Genomic DNA, 18,240 nt, shown 5'->3' with positions numbered 1-18,240 from the left:
AAAGTATATGAGAGTAGAGCACTCCCCCCGTAAACACTAACATACAACACCTATAAAACTGTCCGCAGTATTGTTTAAGTATGTAGATATAATCGCTTTTGTAAAAATTTCCCCTAACTCCCTCCATCTGCCCGCATTACCCTGCGGGCATGAATAACCAAACTATTGCACTCAACACCGAATTAAACCCAATTCTCCAGGCCATCGAAACCAGCCAAGCCCCACAGTGGGTGCAGTTAATTCCGGCGGGTGTCGATGTGGTAGGCCGTGATGGCCGAACCTGGATCAATGATAACCCTCAAGCGATCGTGCGTGCCTTTAACAGTAGTGGAGTCGAGTTACCCATTGATATTGAGCACGCCTCGGAGCATAAAGCGCCAAAAGGCGAACCTGCCCCTGCAGTAGCCTGGGTCAAGCAGTTGGAGGCCCGTGAAGGCGGTAGTATCTGGGGCTTAGTCGCCTGGAACCGGGAGGGGGACACGTTAGTCACCAGCAAGCAGTATCGGTACCTCTCGCCGGTTTTTACTTATGAAACAGACTCCAGGCGTATTTTACGTCTGTCTTCTGCGGGATTAACCAATCAACCAAACCTTCATTTAACAGCACTCAATCAGCGCCAGTCACAAGAGGAACCCACTATGGATGAAAAACTATTAGCGGCGTTGGGCCTGGAGCCTGGCGCTACGGTGGAGCAGGCAATTAATGCTATTAATCAGTTAAAAGCCAATGAGCAAAAAGCGTTAAACCAACAACAAACGCCAGATTTAAATAAATTTGTACCACGCTCAGATTACGACAAAGCGATTAACCGCGCCCAAAGCGCTGAGCTGGAAATTAAAAAACAGCAGGAAAAAGCCTTAAATGCTGAGATTGAAACGCTAATCGATAAAGCATTAAAAGACGGTGTGATTACTCCAGCCAGTGTGGAATACCATAAAAGCTGTTGCCGCCAGGAAAAAGGGTTGGAACTGTTTAAACAGTACGTCATGCAAGGGCCAAAGGTGGTGCAGGATGTGGGTAATTTCGATAAGAAACCACCGGAATCCAGCGACAAGCTAACTGAAGAAGATAAAGCGGTTTGTCACATGCTGGGCCTATCAGAAAAAGAGTTTATATCCCATAAATAACACCAGCTTTTAATTGCTAGCTGTTTTTGCATTTATCTATTTTTTAAAGGAACTGTTCATGGCCATTATTACTCCTCAGTTATTAAAAAGCTTATTTACCGGTTATAAAACGAATTTTCAGAAAGGGCTGGGGATGGCTGAACCTCAGTATACCCAGATTGCTACCGTGGTATCGTCGAGCACTGCCAGTAATACCTATGGCTGGTTAGGGCAGTGGCCTGGCTTTCGTGAATGGATAGGGGACAGGGTGATTAAATCCATGGAAGCCCATGGTTACCAGATTTTCAATAAACAGTTCGAGAGTTCTGTGGGTGTGAAACGCACGGATATTGAAGACGACAATTTAGGTATTTATTCGCCCATGTTTGAAGAGATGGGCAGGGCTACCACCGCTTTTCCTGATGAGTTAACCTTTCCATTATTGGCCAACGGTTTTGCTAGCTTGTGTTACGACGGTCAGAATTTCTTTGATGAAGACCATCCGGTTAATAGCCAAGTGGACGGGCAGGGTACTGATCAGAGCGTATCCAATATTATTAAGGATCCAAACTATAAAGGTCCGACTTGGTATGTGATGGATACCACTCGGGCGATTAAACCGATTATTTTCCAAGAGCGGAAAAAGCCTAAGTTTGTAGCCATGACCAAAGAAGAAGATGAAGCGGTATTTATGCGGGGCGAATACCGCTATGGTGTTGATTTACGTTGTAACGTCGGTTTTGGATTCTGGCAAATGGCTATCGCGGTACAGGCGGAATTCAGTACTGATAGTCTCTGGGAAGCCAAAACAAAAATGTCAGAGTATAAAGCTGATGGTGGCCGCCCACTGGATTTAAACCCTAATTTAATTGTAGCGCCTGCTGGCTTGGATAAAAAAATTACCCAAACCCTTAACCGTGAATTAATTCAGGAAGGCAATACAACCGTCTCGAATGAATTAAAAGGCTCGTTCAAAACCCTAATTTCTCGTCGTCTGTAAGTCGTTGGTGTGTCCCATTGCCACCGAAAAACGAGTTAGGTTGTCCGTTTTTCTGGTGGATTTTTTTTGAGGAAAAAAAATGCCAGAAGGTTATTTAATTCGCTCCAAACAACAGCCTGGATTCCGTCGTTGCAATCGCTATTTTCCATATGAGGGGATAACGATTCCAACAAATGAGTTGGATGCTGAAACGCTTAAAAAACTGAAAGCTGAGCCGAGGCTGATTATTAAGCATGGCGAATTCGAGGCGTTAGCAGAACAGGTTGAAATCAATAATACGACGTCTGATGTCATGGAAGATATTATCGAAGTGATTGGTATGTTGGATGCTAATCACAACGAAGATGACTGGGCCAAAGACGGTAAACCCAAAGTCGAAGCCATAGAAGGGCTACTCGATAAAGATATTTCTGCGGCTCAGCGTAATCAGGCTTGGGCAGAATATCAGCAGCGGGTGAAATAGTGTACGCCACTGAACAAGCCATAATCGATCGCTATGGTAACGATGCTCTGTATATTGTTGCCGACCGCGATAAAGACGACCAGTTGGATCACCTGGCTATTGAGCATGCCTTAGTGGATGCCAGTGCCCATATTGATTTATACCTCACTGGTCGTTATACCCTCCCATTATCAACTCCCTCTGCTTTATTAACTCGCCTTTGTGTGGATATTGCCATTTATTGGCTGGGTGAAGATCGCGGTGGAGCTTCAGAAGAACGACGCAAGCGGTTTGAAGATGCAGAAAAAACCTTAGCGAAGCTTGCCAGCGGTGAAGTTAAGTTGACAGTTGATGTGTCTACCTCTAATTCCACAGGTATTTCTTTCTCTGCCAGTAAAAGACAATTTAGTCGTCAGTCGCTTAAGGGGTTTTAATGGCTGGCGCGGGCTTAGATATTAATCTCCGGGGAATAGACCGGCTAAACCAGCTCATTGAACGCTTGCAGGATCTGGGTGAAGATAATAGCGAAATACTGAATGTGCTGGGTGCCTTAGCGGAAGACCAAATCCGTCGGCGGATTGAAGAAGAACAAACTGCACCGGATGGTACCCCTTGGCCTGAGTGGTCATCGGGCTATTCAACCACACGGCATAGTAACCAAGGGTTACTCCAAGGCGAAGGCCATTTACTCGATAGCATTAATTATGTGGTAGGCATTGATGATGTAACGGTGGAAACCAATTTACTGTATGCCGCTATACACCAGTATGGAGGTATCATTAAGCCCAAAAATGGAAAGTATTTAGCGTTTCAATTAGGCAGCCAAACCGTGTTTGCTAAAGAGGTCACCATACCTGCTCGACCGTTTATGGGGTTATCTGATGATAACCAGGATGAGATTGAGCAGGTGTTGGTGGATTGGGTGGAGGGGTTGGTTTAAGTGCTGGGTTTTGATGTTTTTTGATCTAGTATAAGTAAATACATATCTTGAATTAAAATAATATCCACCTGTTAACAGCATCTTGATCGAAAACAGGTTTTAAAATCATGATGATCTCAAGTAAAAAATTGATAACTATATTTGGTATTCTAGTTCACTTTACTTTATTTATCGCTTTTTATATTTTCTTCGATTTGAGTGTTATTGATATTGTTATATTTATATGGTTAGAGTTGTATGTTCTATTAATATTCGTTTTAATTGGAATGGTTATAAGTGTAGTAATTCATGTGTTCGAGGTGCTGAAATCAGGGGCTAATAAAATAAAGGAGTTGGTTGAGAATATTTGGGTAACCTTTTGGGTTACAATAATTTTGTTGGTAACTCCTTATGTGATAGCAGCTAATGCTATCTTTAAGACTATGCTGCCTGAAGAGCTCGCCAATCAAAATCGCCTAGTTTCAGATATGATTTTTGTTAACTTACTAAATCCTAACAAAGGACTTCAAGAAGCGTTACCACATGTTTATGGAAGTGATGGATATGTTTTTTGGTTTTTTCTGTATTTATTAGCTTTGAATTTTGTCATTTATATTAAAGCTGTAATTACCAAAAATTTTGATGCTGTGAGTATGGCTTGCTCGGTAACGCTATGTTTAGAGAGTGTTTTCTTTATGGCATTTTCATTTGTTATTGCTCAGCCATTACTCGATAGCTTTGGGACAGTTGATGATAATTTATTACCAATCACATTACTGTTCATACTCTCATTTTGTGTAGGAGTAATTAGGTCTTATATATTTGAAGTCAATCTACAAATTGACGATGATAGTACAAGCCAGAGTGAATAATATTTTTAAAAGTAAAGATGCTATTTGAGTAAAGTTCTGACTTGTAATCTTTGATTATTTCCCCTAACCTCACCGCTCTTGTTCCCCTATAACAGGAGTCAAAAGACATTTATCCGACCTACAGGATGGCTCTACTTATGCTGGTGAGATTGAGCAGTGGGTGGCGGGGTTGTGATTTAATCACCTCCACCTCCGCATCCTCCAGAGGAGCTGCCTCCATCACCTCCATCTCCTCCTCCGCTGCAACTGCCACCACCTCCACAGCCAATATGAGTAGCACAAAATCCACTTTTTGGATTTTGTGTGCAGTCCAATTGATAGGAAAAGCCATCAGGAATAGTGAGTGCTGTATCAATAGCAAATAGTAAAGGAAGTCGACGAGGCCTATCAGGCAGTATTTCTTCTAGCTCACAAGAAAAGCACCAAGCACGTTTAATTCCCTCTTGGGCATGAGTAGGCGACTCCATTGCTTCAGCTGGTGTATGGTGTAAAAAATATCCAAAAGCTTTTTCGCAAAACTCTTGGTATCGTTTAGTGAATAGAATAAACTCGTGCCAAGCCAAATCTACAACTTGTGATGGCATAGATACAACTTTTTTTCTTGCTTTTGCGCAAATAATTAAATATTGGCATAAGGCCTTTTTTACTTGATGGATATGCTCATCTGTTAGGTGAGGGTATTTTTCTTGTACTTGTTGGAAGATTTTTTCTGGGAATTGATAATTTTCAATAAAAAATTTTCTGTTGTTAAATTCTGCCTCTTTGCTAGCCCTAAAAATAAAGTAAATAATTATGCCAACAAGTACTAAACCAAAAAATATAAAGATCTCTTCTTTAGTATTCATAAACTTTGTGCTATGCAAAGTAACTACAAATGATAGCTATACTATTAGCAGATGTTTTTTCAACAAACAACTTAAGATAACGAAATTGTATTCTTAAAACTCGTTGAACTTTTCAAAACATCATTTCCCCTAACCCCTCCGCTCCTGTTCTCCTATATAGCTAGAAAATCATAAAGTGACATAGTCGATTCGCTCAATAAACAGGCTGTATCTGAGGGTAGAGGCATTCTATTTATGCCACATTATAGATTTCCAGCTATAACAGGAGCCATGCAAATCAATCAATTACTCTCAGCCATTACCCAAACCATCCACAGTCATTTACCCGACTTGAAGGATGTTTCCATCCATGCGGGTCGGTTTGACCTAGCCGAAGTGAAACGCATAGCCAATCGATTACCCACTATCAAAGTAGCCCTAATGGAAGCGCGCGAATTTAAGTCAGTAGAAACCGAACAGCGGGATGTGAGCCTGCGATTTGCTGCATTTGTGATGGTGAGTGACAGCCGCAAATTACCTAAGGATGAAGCCGCGATAAATATCATTGAAACCCTAAGCCTGTTAATTGCTGAATAGCGCTGGGGTGTAGACGATGTATTAACAGCCAGCGGCATTAAAGCCAGCAATTTATTCAGCACTCAAACGGATCGGCAAGGCTTAGCGATTTGGGGAATTACCTGGGATCAAGTGATGCGGCTTAAGGAAAATATCTGGCAGCCCAGCGAGGTTATTCCTTCCCGTTTATATGTGGCTGATGATGAATCCGAATTTGGCCAGGAGGAACGCTATGACGTACTCAACGGATGACGTGTTATTTCGCTTGACTGAGTTGGAACGTCAGCTGGCGAATTTAGTATTAATTGCCACTGTGTCTGATGTGGATTATGAGCGCTCGTTAGTACAAGCCACCTCAGCTGATTTAGTGACGGGTTGGCTCCCTTGGATTACCCACCGGGCGGCAAATGATGTCAGTTATTGGGCTCCGGAAATTGGCGAGCAGGTGGTGGTGTTAAATCCCCAGGGTGAACCGGCATTGGGTGTCGTATTGCCCGCACTTTATCAAAATAAATTTCCTGCTCTGGATCAACGGCCCAGTATCCATCGAGTGATGTATGCTGATGGGGCAATAATGGAGTATGACCGGGAAATTAGCCGGTTGGTAGTGCAGTTACCCATGGCAGGAACGGTGCACATTGTAAGTCCTTCAGGCGTATCGATTGAGGGTGATGTGTATGTAGAAGGGCAAATCAAAGCGACCAAGGACATCATTGACCACACCCGTAGTATGCAAGGCGACCGGGATATTTATAACGGCCACGGCCATGATGTACCTGGCCACGGTACCGCAGTACCCACCGGAGCTAAACAATAATGCACGGTATTGATCGGGTAACGGGCAAGCGATTAAAAGGCCATGCCCATTTAAAACAGTCGATACAGGATATTTTAACTACACCCATCGGCAGTCGAGTCATGCGCCGCGACTACGGGAGCCGGTTATTTGAACTGATTGATGCACCGATTAATCCCGAAACCATTACTGACATTTATGCTGCAACTGCCGAGGCATTAGACCGCTGGGAACCCCGTTTTCGGCTGGAACAAATTCAAGTACACGACATTCGGGGTGGACAAATTACCGTGACACTCAGTGGTGAGTATCGCCCTGATGGTCAATTAATTACGTTGGAAGGTTTAATCCTATGACCAATGCCATTAATTTATCCCAATTACCGGCACCCGATGTGGTTGAGACGCTGGATTATGAAGCCATTTTGGATGAGATTTTAACGGATTTAAAAAAGCGCGATAGCGAATTTACTGCCTTAGTAGAATCGGATCCGGCTTATAAAATATTGGAGGTGGTGTCTTATCGAGAATTAATTATCCGTCAGCGAATCAATGATGCGGCCCGTGCGGTGATGGTGGCTTATGCTCGGGGTAAGGATTTAGATCACTTAGCCGCCTTGTTTCGTATCAATCGGTTACTCATTGAAAAAGGTAACCCTAATGTGATTCCACCCACCGAAGATCAATGGGAAAGTGATGATCGATTACGCGAGCGGATTGTTTATTCGTTAGAAGGTTTAAGCACAGCAGGCCCCAAAGGCGCTTATCGGTATCATGCCTTAAGTGCCAGTGCCTTGGTGAAAGATGTCAGTGTAGAAAGTCCGTCACCAGGCCAAGTAGTAGTCACGGTATTAAGTACCCAAGGGCAGGGTGTTCCGTCTGAGGATATTATTACAGCCGTTGAAACCCAATTAAATGACGAGGATATTCGACCGCTCACCGATCAGGTGTTTGTCAAACCGGCGGAAATTATTCATTATCAAATTAATGCCGAACTGACGTATTTTACTGGGCCAGATATTACCTTGGTTACGGATGAAGCCACCCAGCGAATTAATGATTATGTGAAAAATCAGCACCGGCTGGGGTTGGATATTACCTTATCGGGAATTTATTCGGCGTTGCATATTCCCGGAGTGCAAAACGTAAAATTAATTAGCCCTAGTCAAAATATTACTGTATCCCCAGCACAAGCGGCTTATTGCACCCAAATTATCATCAGTAAGGGAGCAGCTGATGAATAAATCATTGCTGCCACCCAATGCGAACCCCCAGGAAAACGCTTTATCAGAAGCGACTGCAAGAGCCGGGGAAGTACCAGTTACTTTCCAAACCCTGTGGCAAGCCGATCACTGCCCACTGCATCTATTACCTTGGCTAGCCTGGACCTTATCGGTGGATGAATGGGATGAGCATTGGGATGAACAGACCAAACGGCAGGTGATTAAAAATTCAATTAAAGTTCACCAGCATAAAGGCACCATTGGGGCGGTGAAAAAAGCGCTGGCTGCGTTGCATGTACGTACTGAAATCAAGGAGTGGTTTGAAACGGGTGGAGAGCCTTACACCTTTCGGGTAACGGCTTATGCCAATGATAATTTAAATACACCCGGTATTATTTTAAACAAAGCGTTAATTAATCAAATTCGCACCACTATTGAAAGCACTAAAAATACCCGCAGTCATTTTGATTTTCGCTTGGGAGCCAAATTTAACACAGGTATCGCGGTGGGTTGTACTGCACGAAATTTGACGATATTCCGAGCCACTTGTGCGCCTGTTATTGAACAACCCGTAACAGCAGGTATAGGTACAGCTGCTGTAGTGCGCCCTTTGACCATTATTCGTGTTTAGGAGAATTCTATGCAGATTAATCCGGTGATTACTGATGCAGGCTTACAGGCAGTATTTAATGCCAGTAATGATGGGTTGCAGGCGACTATTGCAGAGATAGGGCTAGGAGATGGGCGCTATATTCCCCACACCAAACTTACCAAGCTACAAAGTGAACGACAGCGGCTGCTTATCTCTAAGAGCGAACGGGTAGGGGAGTCATACATCACTTTAAGTGCAGTGGCAGATGGAGAAAAGGAATACTGGATTAAAGAATTTGGCTTGTTTTTAGCTGACGGTACGTTATTAGCCGTGTGGTCGTCGTTGGATAAACCGTTGCAATACAAAGCTGCGAGCGCGCCTTGTTTTTTTTCTACCGATTTTATCTTAAGTGGCATGCCTTCCGATGCCATTACCGTCAATGACCAAGGGGCGGACATTGCTATTGCCTTATTTTTAGAGCAGTTTGCCATGTTGAGTCAGGCGCAAATGGATCAAATGCGCCGCCACCTGGAATTGTTATTTTCGTTTAATCAACAGGAAAAAACAGTGAGGAAATGATGACAATCGAACAACGGTTAGCCGATGCGGTTCAAGCCAGCAACCAACTAACAGAAGTCGTACAGAATAAAATCAATAAAATTAATCAGCAATTGCAGGCTGCTGAAGATCGTTTTAATGCTTTTATGTTAGAGGCCCGTAAGGAAAGGCCCTTTTACCGGCAATCCAAAAACCAGTTTGGTAATTTAGTGGATAAGATGTTAGATGGGTTTGATAAAAGTAAATCATTTTCTATTGACGTATCATTATATCGAGAAATTAAAACCGATATCCATTGGGAAAAGCGAGATCGCGAAGAAAAAGAAATCCTGACGTGTATGGGGTTAAAAGGCCATCAGTTTTTTCAGCCTAAGATTCGTATTTTAAGAATGGTTTGGAGTGGCTATGATCAAGAGAAGCATAACAGCAACATAATTTGGCCAATTACTCCTGCGAATCGTTCAGTTCCCGTCACTGCTGGCTGTTATGCAAAATTAATCTCGGGTGATATCCGAAGTACCTGGCTAAATGGCGTCAATCATGAGTGGGGGGTATGCGGTGAAAACTATGATAGCCAGCCAGGCTTATATTTTCATGCCCATCCCTATGTGTATTCACCAGCAGGTGAGGTGTTATTTTTTTGGCCAGCGGTGGTGACAGGGTATGTGCCTTTGGGGCGAGATAAACCATTGTGGGGTTATTATCCTTCAATGCATGGCGAAAATCCTTTTGATACGGACCCAGTACCTAACATGGATCGAGAAAGCCGGCGATCTACAGAGCGTTAATAACTTTTCCCCTAATTTCCCATTTTAAAACACGGCATGCTGAGCCTAAATCCGAAAATGAGGGTATCAGCATGACTGAACATTTTCTCCATGGGGTGGAGGTCGTTGAAATTGACAGCGGCCCCCGTCCTATTCGTACTGTGAGAAGCAGTGTGATTGGCATTGTCGGTACTGCGCCGGAAGCCAAGGCCGAACAATTTCCTATTAATAAACCCGTGTTGATTGCGGGCAATCGTAAAGAAACTGCTCCCCTGGGTAAAACCGGCACCTTACCGTCTGCATTGGATGCGATTTTTGATCAGGCGGGGGCGATGGTCGTCGTGATTCGGGTGGAAGAGCATGCGGAACCTGACAACCAGCTAGCGGCGATTATCGGCGGCGTGAATGTGGATACCGGTAATTATGAAGGGGTGCATGCATTACTCGGCGCTGAGTCCGTGGCTAAAGTGCAACCCAAATTATTAATCGTTCCTGGTTTTACTCAGATTGAAGCTGTCACACAGGAACTACAGGGTATTGCTGATCGATTAAGGGCGATAATTATTGCTGACGGCCCCAATACGACAGATGAGGCGGCTAAAGCCTACCGGGATAAATTTGGTTCTGCTAGGGTGTATTTAGTCGACCCGGCTGTCACCGTGTTTGATACCACGTTAAAACAAGAAACTGCACAACCCGCCAGCTCCAGAGTGGCAGGATTAATTGCTCGCATTGACCATAAACACGGCTTCTGGTGGTCACCTTCCAATAAAGAGTTATACGGCTTGATTGGTACCCATCGCCCCGTGGATTTTACCCTGGGTGATCCCAATGCCCGGGCGAATGTCCTCAATGAAAATGAAGTCGCCACCATTATCCAAAAACAAGGCTATCGGCTGTGGGGTAATCGTACTTGCTCCAGTGATCCTAAGTGGGCCTTTTTATCCGTCAGGCGAACCGCCGACATGATTAACGAAAGTTTATTACGCGCGCACTTATGGGCGGTGGATCGGAATATTGACCGGAATTTTATTGAGTCAGTGACCGATGGCGTTAACAGCTATTTACGCACGTTAAAAAATAAAGGGGCGATTATTGGTGGGGAATGTTGGCTAGATGAAAAACTGAATACCCCGGAAAATATTGCGGACGGTAAAGTGTTTTTTAATTTCGACTTTACGCCACCGTACCCCGCCGAACACATCACCTTTCAATCCAGCTTAGTCAATGACTACCTAGAGGAATTGTCACCATGATGAAAGACACCCTCAAAAACATGAATTTATACATCAATGACTTTGGTTTTGCCGGGGTGATTGATGAAATTCAACTGCCGAAACTCAGCTTAAAAACTGATGAATATCGCGGTGGTGGGATGGATGCCCCAGTGGAATATGACTTGGGGATGGAGAAATTAGAAACCCAGCTCACCGTCAGCAAATACCACAAAGAAGTACTGACCACCTTTGGTATTAAGGTCAATAACAAGACCAAGCTTACCATTAAAGGCTCGATACTAGACGAGCAAAACGGCGAGGAAAAGCCGGTGGTGATTAATGCCGAAGGTCGAGTGAAAGAAATGGACTTTGGTAGTTGGAAGATGGGAGATAACGCCCCGTTAAAATTGACCCTGAATGTAGATTATTACCGACTCACGCTGGATAATGAGGAGTTGTACGAAATCGATATTATGAACCTGGTCCGCAAAATTAATGGCGTGGATCAGCTAGAACAAACCCGAAAAAATATTCTGTAAATAATTCATAAATTAGTGGTTGTTTAAACCATTAATTCACTCAACCAAAAGGAAAATACCATGAGCACGGTTAAATTAGACTACCCCATTCAATGCGAAGGTGTGACCGTTGACAGCATCACCCTAAGAAGACCCAAAGCCCGAGATTTAAAAACCATGGAAACCACGAAAGGTGGGGATATTTCCAAAAGCATTACCTTAATTGCCCATCTGGCGGAAATTACGCCGCAAGCTGTAGAAGATTTAGATGCCGCAGATTTTCAGAAAGCCAGTGAAGTGATCGCTGGTTTTTTGGGGACTGCGTTATCCCCAGTGATATCTACGGAGTTTTAGCTGATTTAGCGGTGGTGTTTCACTGGCCACCCTCGGAATTATGGGAGTTGGAAATCACTGAGTTAATGATCTGGTATGAAAAAGCCCGAGAGCGTACAGAGGTAGCGGATGCCTAGTTTAGGAGTATCAATTGTATTAAGTTTAACTAGCCATATTGCTTCTCCAGCTGCGGCGGCGAGTCAAAGTATTGCTCGTCTAGAAACACGCTATCAGGCATTGAGTCGTGCCCAGCAGCAGCTTAACCGAAATATGGAAAGGCGCTCGGCTTTGCGTGGGCAACTGATGGATGCTGCTGCATTAGGATTGGGCTTAGCCGTACCTATCAAAGAAGCTATCCAGTTTGAGTCTGCGATGGCTGATGTAAAAAAGGTGGTGGATTTTAAGCAGCCGGAAGGGTTTGAAAAGCTCAGTGATACCTTAAAAAAACTTACTCGTACGATACCTGTCACTGCCACAGGGTTAGCAGAAATAGCTGCCTCGGGTGGTCAGTTGGGAATTGGTGAGCAAGATTTGCCTCAATTCGTTAAAACTGTGGCTAAGATGTCCACCGCATTCGATATGTTGCCATCTGAAGCTGGCGACGCAATGGCTAAGTTATCGAATATTTATAAAATCCCCATCTCACAAATGACTCAGCTGGGTGATGTGATAAATCACCTGTCGGATAACAGTGCGGCCAAAGCTAAAGATATGGTGAGTACGCTTAGTCGGATCGGTGGGACTGCACGACAGTTTGGGCTGGCTTCCCATCAAGCCGCTGCCTTATCGAATGCGTTTATTGCCTTGGGTAAGGAGCCGGAAGTGGCAGGCACGGCGATTAACGCCATGCTGCAAAAATTACAAAATGCTTCAGGTCAAACCAAAGCTTTTAGTAAAGCCCTCGATAAAATTGGCTATTCCGCCCACGACTTAGAATATGCCATTGCCCAAGATGCACAGGGTGCCTTACTGGATTTTTTAAGCACGTTGGAAGGTGTTGATAAACAAAAACGAGCCGGTATTCTAGCTGATTTATTCGGCATGGAGTTCAGTGATGATGTGAGTTTATTAGTGGGTAGTTTAGATACTTATCGAAAAGCCATAGGCCATGTGGGCGATCAAGCTAAATACACTGGCAGTATGCAAGCTGAGTTTGAAAGTCGCTCAAAAACCACTGCCGCTAATTTAATATTAATGCGTAATGGCCTGACTGAAGTTGCCATTAATTTAGGCACCATATTATTACCCCCTTTAAATAAAATCATTAATCACATTCGTGAGTTGACAGTAAAAATTACCGAATTTGCAAAGGAACATCCAGCAGTTACAAAAGCATTAGTCAGTATTGCTGCTGTTTTGGTGATGGGTAAAGTGGCAGCGATTGGTTGTGGTTATGCCTGGACGTTTTTTAGAGGGGGTATTTTAACTGGGGTAGTCGCTTTAAACCGGGGACGGCTGGCACTCATGCTGTATAACCGACACTTGTCGGCTCATCGCCGTTTAACCATTCTCTCGCAAATTACCGGGTTATCTCGGGCCGAAGTAATGAACCGACGGTTTACTCGGTCATTAGTGGCGGGTAGAGGTGTCGTACGTAGTATGGGGGCTGCAATGTGGGGAGCAGCCACGGGTGGATTAAAAGCCTTGCTTTTAGGGCTTAAGGCATTAACGGTTGGATTGCTTACCACACCTATTGGCTGGATTATCATAGCTATTACTGCCGCAGGCGTTGCTATTTATAAATACTGGGATCATGTTAAAGCCTTTATTGGAGGTGTGGTTGAGGGTTTTAGTGCAGCATTTGGCCCGATCAAAGAAACGCTTGCACCATTAGAGCCAATATTTAGTGGAATTAGTGATGCAGTTGGTTGGGTAGTAGATGCAATTTCGGATTTATTTACGCCAGTCAATGCGACAGCAGAAGAGTTAGACAGTGCAGCTTCTATGGGTAGAAGGTTCGGAGAAGCCTTAGCAGGTGCAGTCAAGATTATACTTACTCCCTTTACCAAACTGCTCGAAACAATCCAAGCTGTGCGGGACAATATGGACATCATTACCAAAACGCCGGGAAAAGTACCAGGAATGGTGATGGATAAAATAAAAAATAAAGTAAGCTCTGACATACAAGGTGTAAAGAAAGTATGGAACTGGGCTTTTGGCGATGATGAAGAGGAGCAACCCGAAACAATCAAAAAACAACAAGTGAAGCCTTAGCGAGGAGGGTGGTGCAGGAAGAAATGAAAGCTCAGGAAAGACAAGCCCACGCTAGGCAGCGTGGGGCGTTGTATGATTTGGATTAATTTAACCCTGCCACTTCAACACATTCTCCTTTTTCATTAAGGTATACTCGGGCATGCATGCTCGTATAAATTCGTCCAAGTGCTTTGGTTCTGTAGAGGTAATTAATTCATCTTCTGCAATTTTCTTAGTGGATACTAATTGACCTTTTTCAAAAACCAGTAGGAGTCTTACCCGGTCGAGTAGATTGGTAAAGTTGTTTTCAAGATTGAGTTGCGGTTGGTTGGGCTCATTTGGTATTAAATTTTCAAGTACATCCAGCACCCACTTTCTAAATTCTTTGGCAACATTAGTACAGGCAAACATGGCTATCAGGTGGCAGCCTCGGGGGGAGAAAATACGTGTTTCGAACTTAGGATCTTGAGTTTTTCCGCTGGGGGTCAAATTGACCACCAGGGTCATATCGCTTGAAAACTCTTCACTATTTCTGCTGTAAAGGCGGTTAACTGATTTGGAATCTTGGTAATCTAATGCTTTTGCTAACTGTTGAGATGTAAGCCAAGGCTTATCCTCATGGTTAACTATTGATAGCTTTACAGTATTGAAGTTTAGTGTGGTGGGCAGAGTAGTCATCCAATGACTCCTTTGTGATTTTTCTGAAGGTAAGTGGTGTCGGGAGGTTCAGAACGGCCACAAAGATACCGCGGACATATTTCCCAAAAGGGTGTTGTATTAGTCGCCCTCCCGACATAAACCGGGCGAATCCTTTTTTCAGGCATAAAAATACCAACGCTTTCGGGGTTGGTTTGTACCGCTTTGTGTGAGGTTCTGACGCCTCATCTGTTAAGCTATATCAACTTGGCTTGAAGATCAATACGAAAGTTGTTGAAAGATTTGTTTCAGGTGGCCTTGGTACAAAAAGAAAAGCCTGATTTTCGGTGAGGAAAAACCAGGCCAGTAGGTTATTTAAATTTGGTAAGCCTGAGAAAATACCTTAATAGTGAAACAAAAAACGCAAAAGCAAGTACTGCAGGGACTTTCTTAGATATATTTAATTTCAAGGTTGTTAGCAGGTTTTGTAACTCGATTATGAACAAAATGCCTGAACCACTGTTGAACCACTGCTGAATGAATGGGGGAAAGGACTAATGTCTTTAGTTCAAAGTACTGCTAAAAAAATAAAAGCTATTAAGGGGGAAGGAATTCAGTTGCCTAATTTGAATGAACTAAGCCTAGATACAAGAGAGTTTATATTCCACCATACCTCCCTAGCCAAGACACTTCTTAACGCTCGTGCGGCGGAGGGGCTTGCAAAAATATATGGAGGGGGGAGAAACAGCGCTGCTGTGAGAAAGAAACAAGGAAAACTTCTTGTTAAATGGCTTGATGATGCCGCCGCTGTTGCTAATCCACTACGCAAGACAGCACAACGAGCCAGTATGGTTGGAGGGGGGGTGGGGGTTGCTCTGGGTGCGAGGGGGTTAATCAAAGCTAAAGAAAAAAAACGCCGTATTCAATTCCTTGAGGAGATAGTTTACAACAGGTTTCTGACAATTTTTATTGCAGGTGCGCGGGAATCATGTGGCAACGGGGTTGATCCAGACGTTTGCCTTGAAACCGAGTGGAATGCACTAGGTGAAGGAAAGGGGGCTAGGGCGCCGGATCAAATGAACTGGACCGACCAATCGCGTCCTCTCAGACCAGAGTACACTGAGTATTGGGGAAAGCTGCAACAAGCGAAAAGAGAATATCAATCGGAGGTCGCCAGTTCTAGCATACAAGTGGGGCTTGGCGGAGCCACACTGATACAAAACGCCTCTAGCGAAGTATCTACTGGTATATTAAAGTCGACCTTTAAGTCAAACAAATTCAAAGAGCTAGCTGAGAATACTGACCTTTCCACTTATATAAATGCTCAGCAGGGTAGTATTAGCCAAAATATTAAGATCAAACTAGGGCTACTAGAAAATACCACCAGTCTACAAGGAATGAATGATGCTCTGAAATGGGCAAAAAAAGCTAAAAAGCTAGCTAAATTCGCCGGTAAATTAGCTGGGGGGCTAGACGTCATCAACACTGTACAAACATGTTATGGGGCTGTTAATGCGATAAGCGGTGTTGCCTCTGAGAGTTCACCATCAGGTTATAACATTGCCCGGGCTGCAATTGATGGTGTAGATTGCCTTATGTCCGCTATAGGACTGGCCCTTAACGCACTAGGGCCGATAGGGCAAGCGGCGTCGGCTATCATAGGGGTTATATCTAGTGTGGCCGTTGTCCTAGCCCACTCTATTGTGAATGCGGTCGAAGAAGTCGATATTATAGCAGAGTGGCTGCCCCTGACTGGCTCAGAACGGTTTGCAGCGGGAGTTCTAAGTTTTTTAGGAAGCCTTTTTGGGTTTCGTAGTGAGTACATTACGAGCCTATTGCATGCAGGCGCTAATGCCCGTGAGCGTAGTGTGGCGTTTAGCCAAGTGCTGGCACAACTAGCAGAAGCGCTAATGCGTAACCGAAAGGGGGACAATGAGAACATTGCAGTGGCAGGAGGGGCCCTGGTAGTACCTGAGGTTGCGTATAACGTAGTAGCCACGGCTGAAGGGCAGCCACCTAAACGGTCGTTGCGTCACATGGTACTAATAAAGCGAATTCCGTTGAGCGATGCGCTGTATTACCTGCGACAGGGGGTTGAAGGGCTCAAAGACATCATCACGCTTAAATACATCGAAGAAGGCGTGCCTTCTAGTGAACAAAAACCCAGTTATATATTAAACGCTGTGCAGGATTGCAATAAGCGGTCGTTGAAGCCCGAGGATGAAGACACAGACACCTGCGTGGAAGAAAACCTGACAGCTGACGAAACCGACGATGTAATACGGAACTTCTTTACTACGAACAACCCTCAGATCTTACACGTAGTACGAGATTGGCCCATTGAGTTCCGCAACCCAGATCCAAGTGTGATGTGCCAAAAGGAAGGAGATTCAAGACTTAGTCCATGCATGGACTATGGAACAGGTGCATTATTATATAATGAACCACGTGATTCACTAACTATTAAATTACCGCCACCGAACTCACTACATATGCTAAGGGGGGGTAAGCTTATTCCCATTGATGAGGTGCTGTGGAGTGTTAAACGACTTGATGTTAGCGAAGTGGGAGAAACTAGGGGAAATGTAACGACCCTCCCCACCGTCTCCTTGTCTTTCCATGATGGCCGTTCGGGACCTTCAGATACTCTGTTAGTGGATACTGGGGGCGGGTACGACACCATTGATTTGAGCAACAATCGCCAATGCGGCAAGCTTGGTAAACCTGCGTGTATTGAGGGTGCATTCCCAACGGGTGAATACCCCATAAAGACAATAATAGAGCTCGGCAAGGGCAGGGGAAACTATAAAGGTACTCCAAACGAGAACTATTACATTTATAACCAACTGCCGGTGAGCGAGCATTCATTTATGCAGGCGCTAGGGTATGCCAGCGCAAGGGAAGGAACTGGTGATGTGATAGTAAATGATAGAATAACAAGACAATTGTATAATGAGGGGGAACCTGTACGTGTGGCCAACGTGTGCTCAGTCTCTGACCCCCTGTGTTTTGCGGGGCCAAGGAAACCAGATTTAATCTCCAACGATGAGCCTGGAAGCCAGACCGTGGTCATCTTCCCTGCTACTTTCGCACAACCATTTGGAAAGGATGACACCAAGCTTTGGGTGAAGAAAGTAGGTAGTGAGTATAAAATAGGGTATCAACGAGTGGTTGGTAGCGAGGATTTTTGGTTGGTGCTCACATCTATAACTACAACCGGAAAACTAGTAGTAGGGACACTTGATCTGCCAGGGGCACCGGAATTAGTTCAGCGTGCAACTGAAACGCAAGACGAAGATGAGCTTGACAGGCTACTAAGCATGGAAGCCCCCATTGAAGACTCTGTTCACAGTCCAATCGTATCTATAGAGGGAGTTTACGATAGACGCATAGAGTATAACGAGCTTCCCAATTTATTCCTCAATATAGTAGACAGGAGCTTGTTTTTTGACCCTCGTCGTGAGTCGGAATTAGAAAAACTAAAGAGAAGAAAACGACCATATCGCATGTGGGTATGCACATTATGCCAATGGCAGGAGAGGGTAGGTGATTGTATATATGAATGGAGGCATACCAGAACAGGCGACTACTGTGTGTGATTCATAGACATGGTTGCAACTTTCTTAGCTGCATTTCAAGCTGATAATTTTGCTCTTGGATTCGCTCTTT

21 protein-coding genes are annotated in these 18,240 nt (G+C 44.3%); 19 read left to right on the top strand and 2 right to left on the bottom strand.

From position 1 onward, the window contains the following. The first annotated feature begins 149 nt into the window (after positions 1-149). The 6 genes from ORQ98_RS26920 to ORQ98_RS26895 all read left to right on the top strand — a co-directional run bounded on the left by ORQ98_RS26920 (position 150) and on the right by ORQ98_RS26895 (position 4,339). Complete coding sequence (locus tag ORQ98_RS26920; protein ID WP_274691920.1) at positions 150-1,127, top strand: phage protease; 978 nt, start codon at positions 150-152, stop codon at positions 1,125-1,127. A 58-nt stretch (positions 1,128-1,185) separates the two neighbouring features. Next, on the top strand, positions 1,186-2,106 hold the full coding sequence (locus ORQ98_RS26915; protein ID WP_274691919.1) for a Mu-like prophage major head subunit gpT family protein: 921 nt from the start codon (positions 1,186-1,188) through the stop codon (positions 2,104-2,106). 79 nt (positions 2,107-2,185) lie between these two features. After that, positions 2,186-2,569, top strand: a complete 384-nt coding sequence (locus ORQ98_RS26910) for a hypothetical protein (RefSeq protein ID WP_274691918.1) — start codon at positions 2,186-2,188, stop codon at positions 2,567-2,569. After that, a complete protein-coding gene (locus ORQ98_RS26905) occupies positions 2,569-2,982 on the top strand; it encodes a gp436 family protein (RefSeq protein WP_274691917.1) in 414 nt (137 codons plus the stop codon). Before ORQ98_RS26910 ends, ORQ98_RS26905 begins: the two co-directional genes overlap by 1 nt. Next, on the top strand, positions 2,982-3,488 hold the full coding sequence (locus ORQ98_RS26900) for a phage virion morphogenesis protein (RefSeq protein WP_274691916.1): 507 nt from the start codon (positions 2,982-2,984) through the stop codon (positions 3,486-3,488). The genes ORQ98_RS26905 and ORQ98_RS26900 overlap by 1 nt, the downstream gene beginning before the upstream one ends. 107 nt (positions 3,489-3,595) lie before the next feature. Then, positions 3,596-4,339, top strand: coding sequence for a hypothetical protein (locus tag ORQ98_RS26895; protein WP_274691915.1), 744 nt, complete (start codon positions 3,596-3,598; stop codon positions 4,337-4,339). Between the two features lie 176 nt (positions 4,340-4,515). On the opposite strand, the gene ORQ98_RS26890 is transcribed toward ORQ98_RS26895, so the two are convergent. Beyond that, a complete protein-coding gene (locus ORQ98_RS26890; protein WP_274691914.1) occupies positions 4,516-5,184 on the bottom strand; it encodes a glycine-rich domain-containing protein in 669 nt (222 codons plus the stop codon). A 234-nt stretch (positions 5,185-5,418) separates the two neighbouring features. Here ORQ98_RS26890 and ORQ98_RS26885 point away from each other — a divergent pair, with 234 nt between their 5' ends. From ORQ98_RS26885 to ORQ98_RS26835, 12 genes are all read left to right on the top strand, one after another. Then, a complete protein-coding gene (locus tag ORQ98_RS26885) occupies positions 5,419-5,760 on the top strand; it encodes a hypothetical protein (RefSeq protein WP_274691913.1) in 342 nt (113 codons plus the stop codon). A 211-nt stretch (positions 5,761-5,971) separates the two neighbouring features. Then, positions 5,972-6,556 (top strand): phage baseplate assembly protein V, encoded by a 585-nt coding sequence (locus tag ORQ98_RS26880; protein WP_274691912.1) that lies wholly within the window; start codon positions 5,972-5,974, stop codon positions 6,554-6,556. After that, positions 6,556-6,891, top strand: a complete 336-nt coding sequence (locus ORQ98_RS26875; protein WP_274691911.1) for a GPW/gp25 family protein — start codon at positions 6,556-6,558, stop codon at positions 6,889-6,891. The genes ORQ98_RS26880 and ORQ98_RS26875 overlap by 1 nt, the downstream gene beginning before the upstream one ends. Beyond that, complete coding sequence (locus ORQ98_RS26870) at positions 6,888-7,778, top strand: baseplate assembly protein (RefSeq protein WP_274691910.1); 891 nt, start codon at positions 6,888-6,890, stop codon at positions 7,776-7,778. Before ORQ98_RS26875 ends, ORQ98_RS26870 begins: the two co-directional genes overlap by 4 nt. Beyond that, positions 7,771-8,388 carry a phage tail protein I gene (locus ORQ98_RS26865; protein ID WP_274691909.1) on the top strand — a complete coding sequence of 206 codons (618 nt, stop codon included), beginning with the start codon at positions 7,771-7,773 and terminating at the stop codon, positions 8,386-8,388. The genes ORQ98_RS26870 and ORQ98_RS26865 overlap by 8 nt, the downstream gene beginning before the upstream one ends. 9 nt (positions 8,389-8,397) lie before the next feature. Next, positions 8,398-8,928 (top strand): phage tail-collar fiber domain-containing protein, encoded by a 531-nt coding sequence (locus ORQ98_RS26860; protein WP_274691908.1) that lies wholly within the window; start codon positions 8,398-8,400, stop codon positions 8,926-8,928. Next, positions 8,925-9,695 carry a hypothetical protein gene (locus ORQ98_RS26855; RefSeq protein ID WP_274691907.1) on the top strand — a complete coding sequence of 257 codons (771 nt, stop codon included), beginning with the start codon at positions 8,925-8,927 and terminating at the stop codon, positions 9,693-9,695. The genes ORQ98_RS26860 and ORQ98_RS26855 overlap by 4 nt, the downstream gene beginning before the upstream one ends. Positions 9,696-9,766: 71 nt before the next feature. Next, positions 9,767-10,930, top strand: a complete 1,164-nt coding sequence (locus tag ORQ98_RS26850; RefSeq protein ID WP_425347722.1) for a phage tail sheath subtilisin-like domain-containing protein — start codon at positions 9,767-9,769, stop codon at positions 10,928-10,930. Then, a complete protein-coding gene (locus ORQ98_RS26845; protein ID WP_274691905.1) occupies positions 10,927-11,430 on the top strand; it encodes a phage major tail tube protein in 504 nt (167 codons plus the stop codon). Before ORQ98_RS26850 ends, ORQ98_RS26845 begins: the two co-directional genes overlap by 4 nt. Positions 11,431-11,490: 60 nt before the next feature. Continuing rightward, positions 11,491-11,763 (top strand): phage tail assembly protein, encoded by a 273-nt coding sequence (locus tag ORQ98_RS26840; RefSeq protein ID WP_274691904.1) that lies wholly within the window; start codon positions 11,491-11,493, stop codon positions 11,761-11,763. Between the two features lie 11 nt (positions 11,764-11,774). Then, positions 11,775-11,879 (top strand): GpE family phage tail protein, encoded by a 105-nt coding sequence (locus ORQ98_RS29730; RefSeq protein ID WP_425347721.1) that lies wholly within the window; start codon positions 11,775-11,777, stop codon positions 11,877-11,879. Next, positions 11,872-13,956 carry a phage tail tape measure protein gene (locus ORQ98_RS26835; protein WP_274691903.1) on the top strand — a complete coding sequence of 695 codons (2,085 nt, stop codon included), beginning with the start codon at positions 11,872-11,874 and terminating at the stop codon, positions 13,954-13,956. Before ORQ98_RS29730 ends, ORQ98_RS26835 begins: the two co-directional genes overlap by 8 nt. An 87-nt stretch (positions 13,957-14,043) precedes the next feature. On the opposite strand, the gene ORQ98_RS26830 is transcribed toward ORQ98_RS26835, so the two are convergent. Further along, on the bottom strand, positions 14,044-14,613 hold the full coding sequence (locus ORQ98_RS26830) for a BRO-N domain-containing protein (RefSeq protein WP_274691902.1): 570 nt from the start codon (positions 14,611-14,613) through the stop codon (positions 14,044-14,046). Between the two features lie 1,034 nt (positions 14,614-15,647). Between ORQ98_RS26830 and ORQ98_RS26825 the strand changes: the two genes are divergently transcribed. Next, a complete protein-coding gene (locus tag ORQ98_RS26825; RefSeq protein WP_274691901.1) occupies positions 15,648-18,170 on the top strand; it encodes a phage tail family protein in 2,523 nt (840 codons plus the stop codon). Positions 18,171-18,240 lie beyond the last annotated feature (70 nt).

The organism is Spartinivicinus poritis (genome assembly GCF_028858535.1).
GTDB lineage: Bacteria > Pseudomonadota > Gammaproteobacteria > Pseudomonadales > Zooshikellaceae > Spartinivicinus > Spartinivicinus poritis.
This window is presented reverse-complemented; position numbering and strand designations above follow the sequence as displayed.

Coding starts and splice junctions, on each gene's coding strand:
- ORQ98_RS26895 (WP_274691915.1), top strand. CDS start 3,596: ATGATGATCTCAAGTAAAAAATTGATAACTATATTTGGTATTCTAGTT.
- ORQ98_RS26825 (WP_274691901.1), top strand. CDS start 15,648: ATGAACTGGACCGACCAATCGCGTCCTCTCAGACCAGAGTACACTGAG.
- ORQ98_RS26865 (WP_274691909.1), top strand. CDS start 7,771: ATGAATAAATCATTGCTGCCACCCAATGCGAACCCCCAGGAAAACGCT.
- ORQ98_RS26875 (WP_274691911.1), top strand. CDS start 6,556: ATGCACGGTATTGATCGGGTAACGGGCAAGCGATTAAAAGGCCATGCC.
- ORQ98_RS26870 (WP_274691910.1), top strand. CDS start 6,888: ATGACCAATGCCATTAATTTATCCCAATTACCGGCACCCGATGTGGTT.
- ORQ98_RS26915 (WP_274691919.1), top strand. CDS start 1,186: ATGGCCATTATTACTCCTCAGTTATTAAAAAGCTTATTTACCGGTTAT.
- ORQ98_RS26850 (WP_425347722.1), top strand. CDS start 9,767: ATGACTGAACATTTTCTCCATGGGGTGGAGGTCGTTGAAATTGACAGC.
- ORQ98_RS26845 (WP_274691905.1), top strand. CDS start 10,927: ATGATGAAAGACACCCTCAAAAACATGAATTTATACATCAATGACTTT.
- ORQ98_RS26900 (WP_274691916.1), top strand. CDS start 2,982: ATGGCTGGCGCGGGCTTAGATATTAATCTCCGGGGAATAGACCGGCTA.
- ORQ98_RS26835 (WP_274691903.1), top strand. CDS start 11,872: ATGCCTAGTTTAGGAGTATCAATTGTATTAAGTTTAACTAGCCATATT.
- ORQ98_RS26855 (WP_274691907.1), top strand. CDS start 8,925: ATGATGACAATCGAACAACGGTTAGCCGATGCGGTTCAAGCCAGCAAC.
- ORQ98_RS26910 (WP_274691918.1), top strand. CDS start 2,186: ATGCCAGAAGGTTATTTAATTCGCTCCAAACAACAGCCTGGATTCCGT.
- ORQ98_RS26840 (WP_274691904.1), top strand. CDS start 11,491: ATGAGCACGGTTAAATTAGACTACCCCATTCAATGCGAAGGTGTGACC.
- ORQ98_RS26830 (WP_274691902.1), bottom strand. CDS start 14,613: ATGACTACTCTGCCCACCACACTAAACTTCAATACTGTAAAGCTATCA.
- ORQ98_RS26885 (WP_274691913.1), top strand. CDS start 5,419: ATGCCACATTATAGATTTCCAGCTATAACAGGAGCCATGCAAATCAAT.
- ORQ98_RS26880 (WP_274691912.1), top strand. CDS start 5,972: ATGACGTACTCAACGGATGACGTGTTATTTCGCTTGACTGAGTTGGAA.
- ORQ98_RS26890 (WP_274691914.1), bottom strand. CDS start 5,184: ATGAATACTAAAGAAGAGATCTTTATATTTTTTGGTTTAGTACTTGTT.
- ORQ98_RS26860 (WP_274691908.1), top strand. CDS start 8,398: ATGCAGATTAATCCGGTGATTACTGATGCAGGCTTACAGGCAGTATTT.
- ORQ98_RS26920 (WP_274691920.1), top strand. CDS start 150: ATGAATAACCAAACTATTGCACTCAACACCGAATTAAACCCAATTCTC.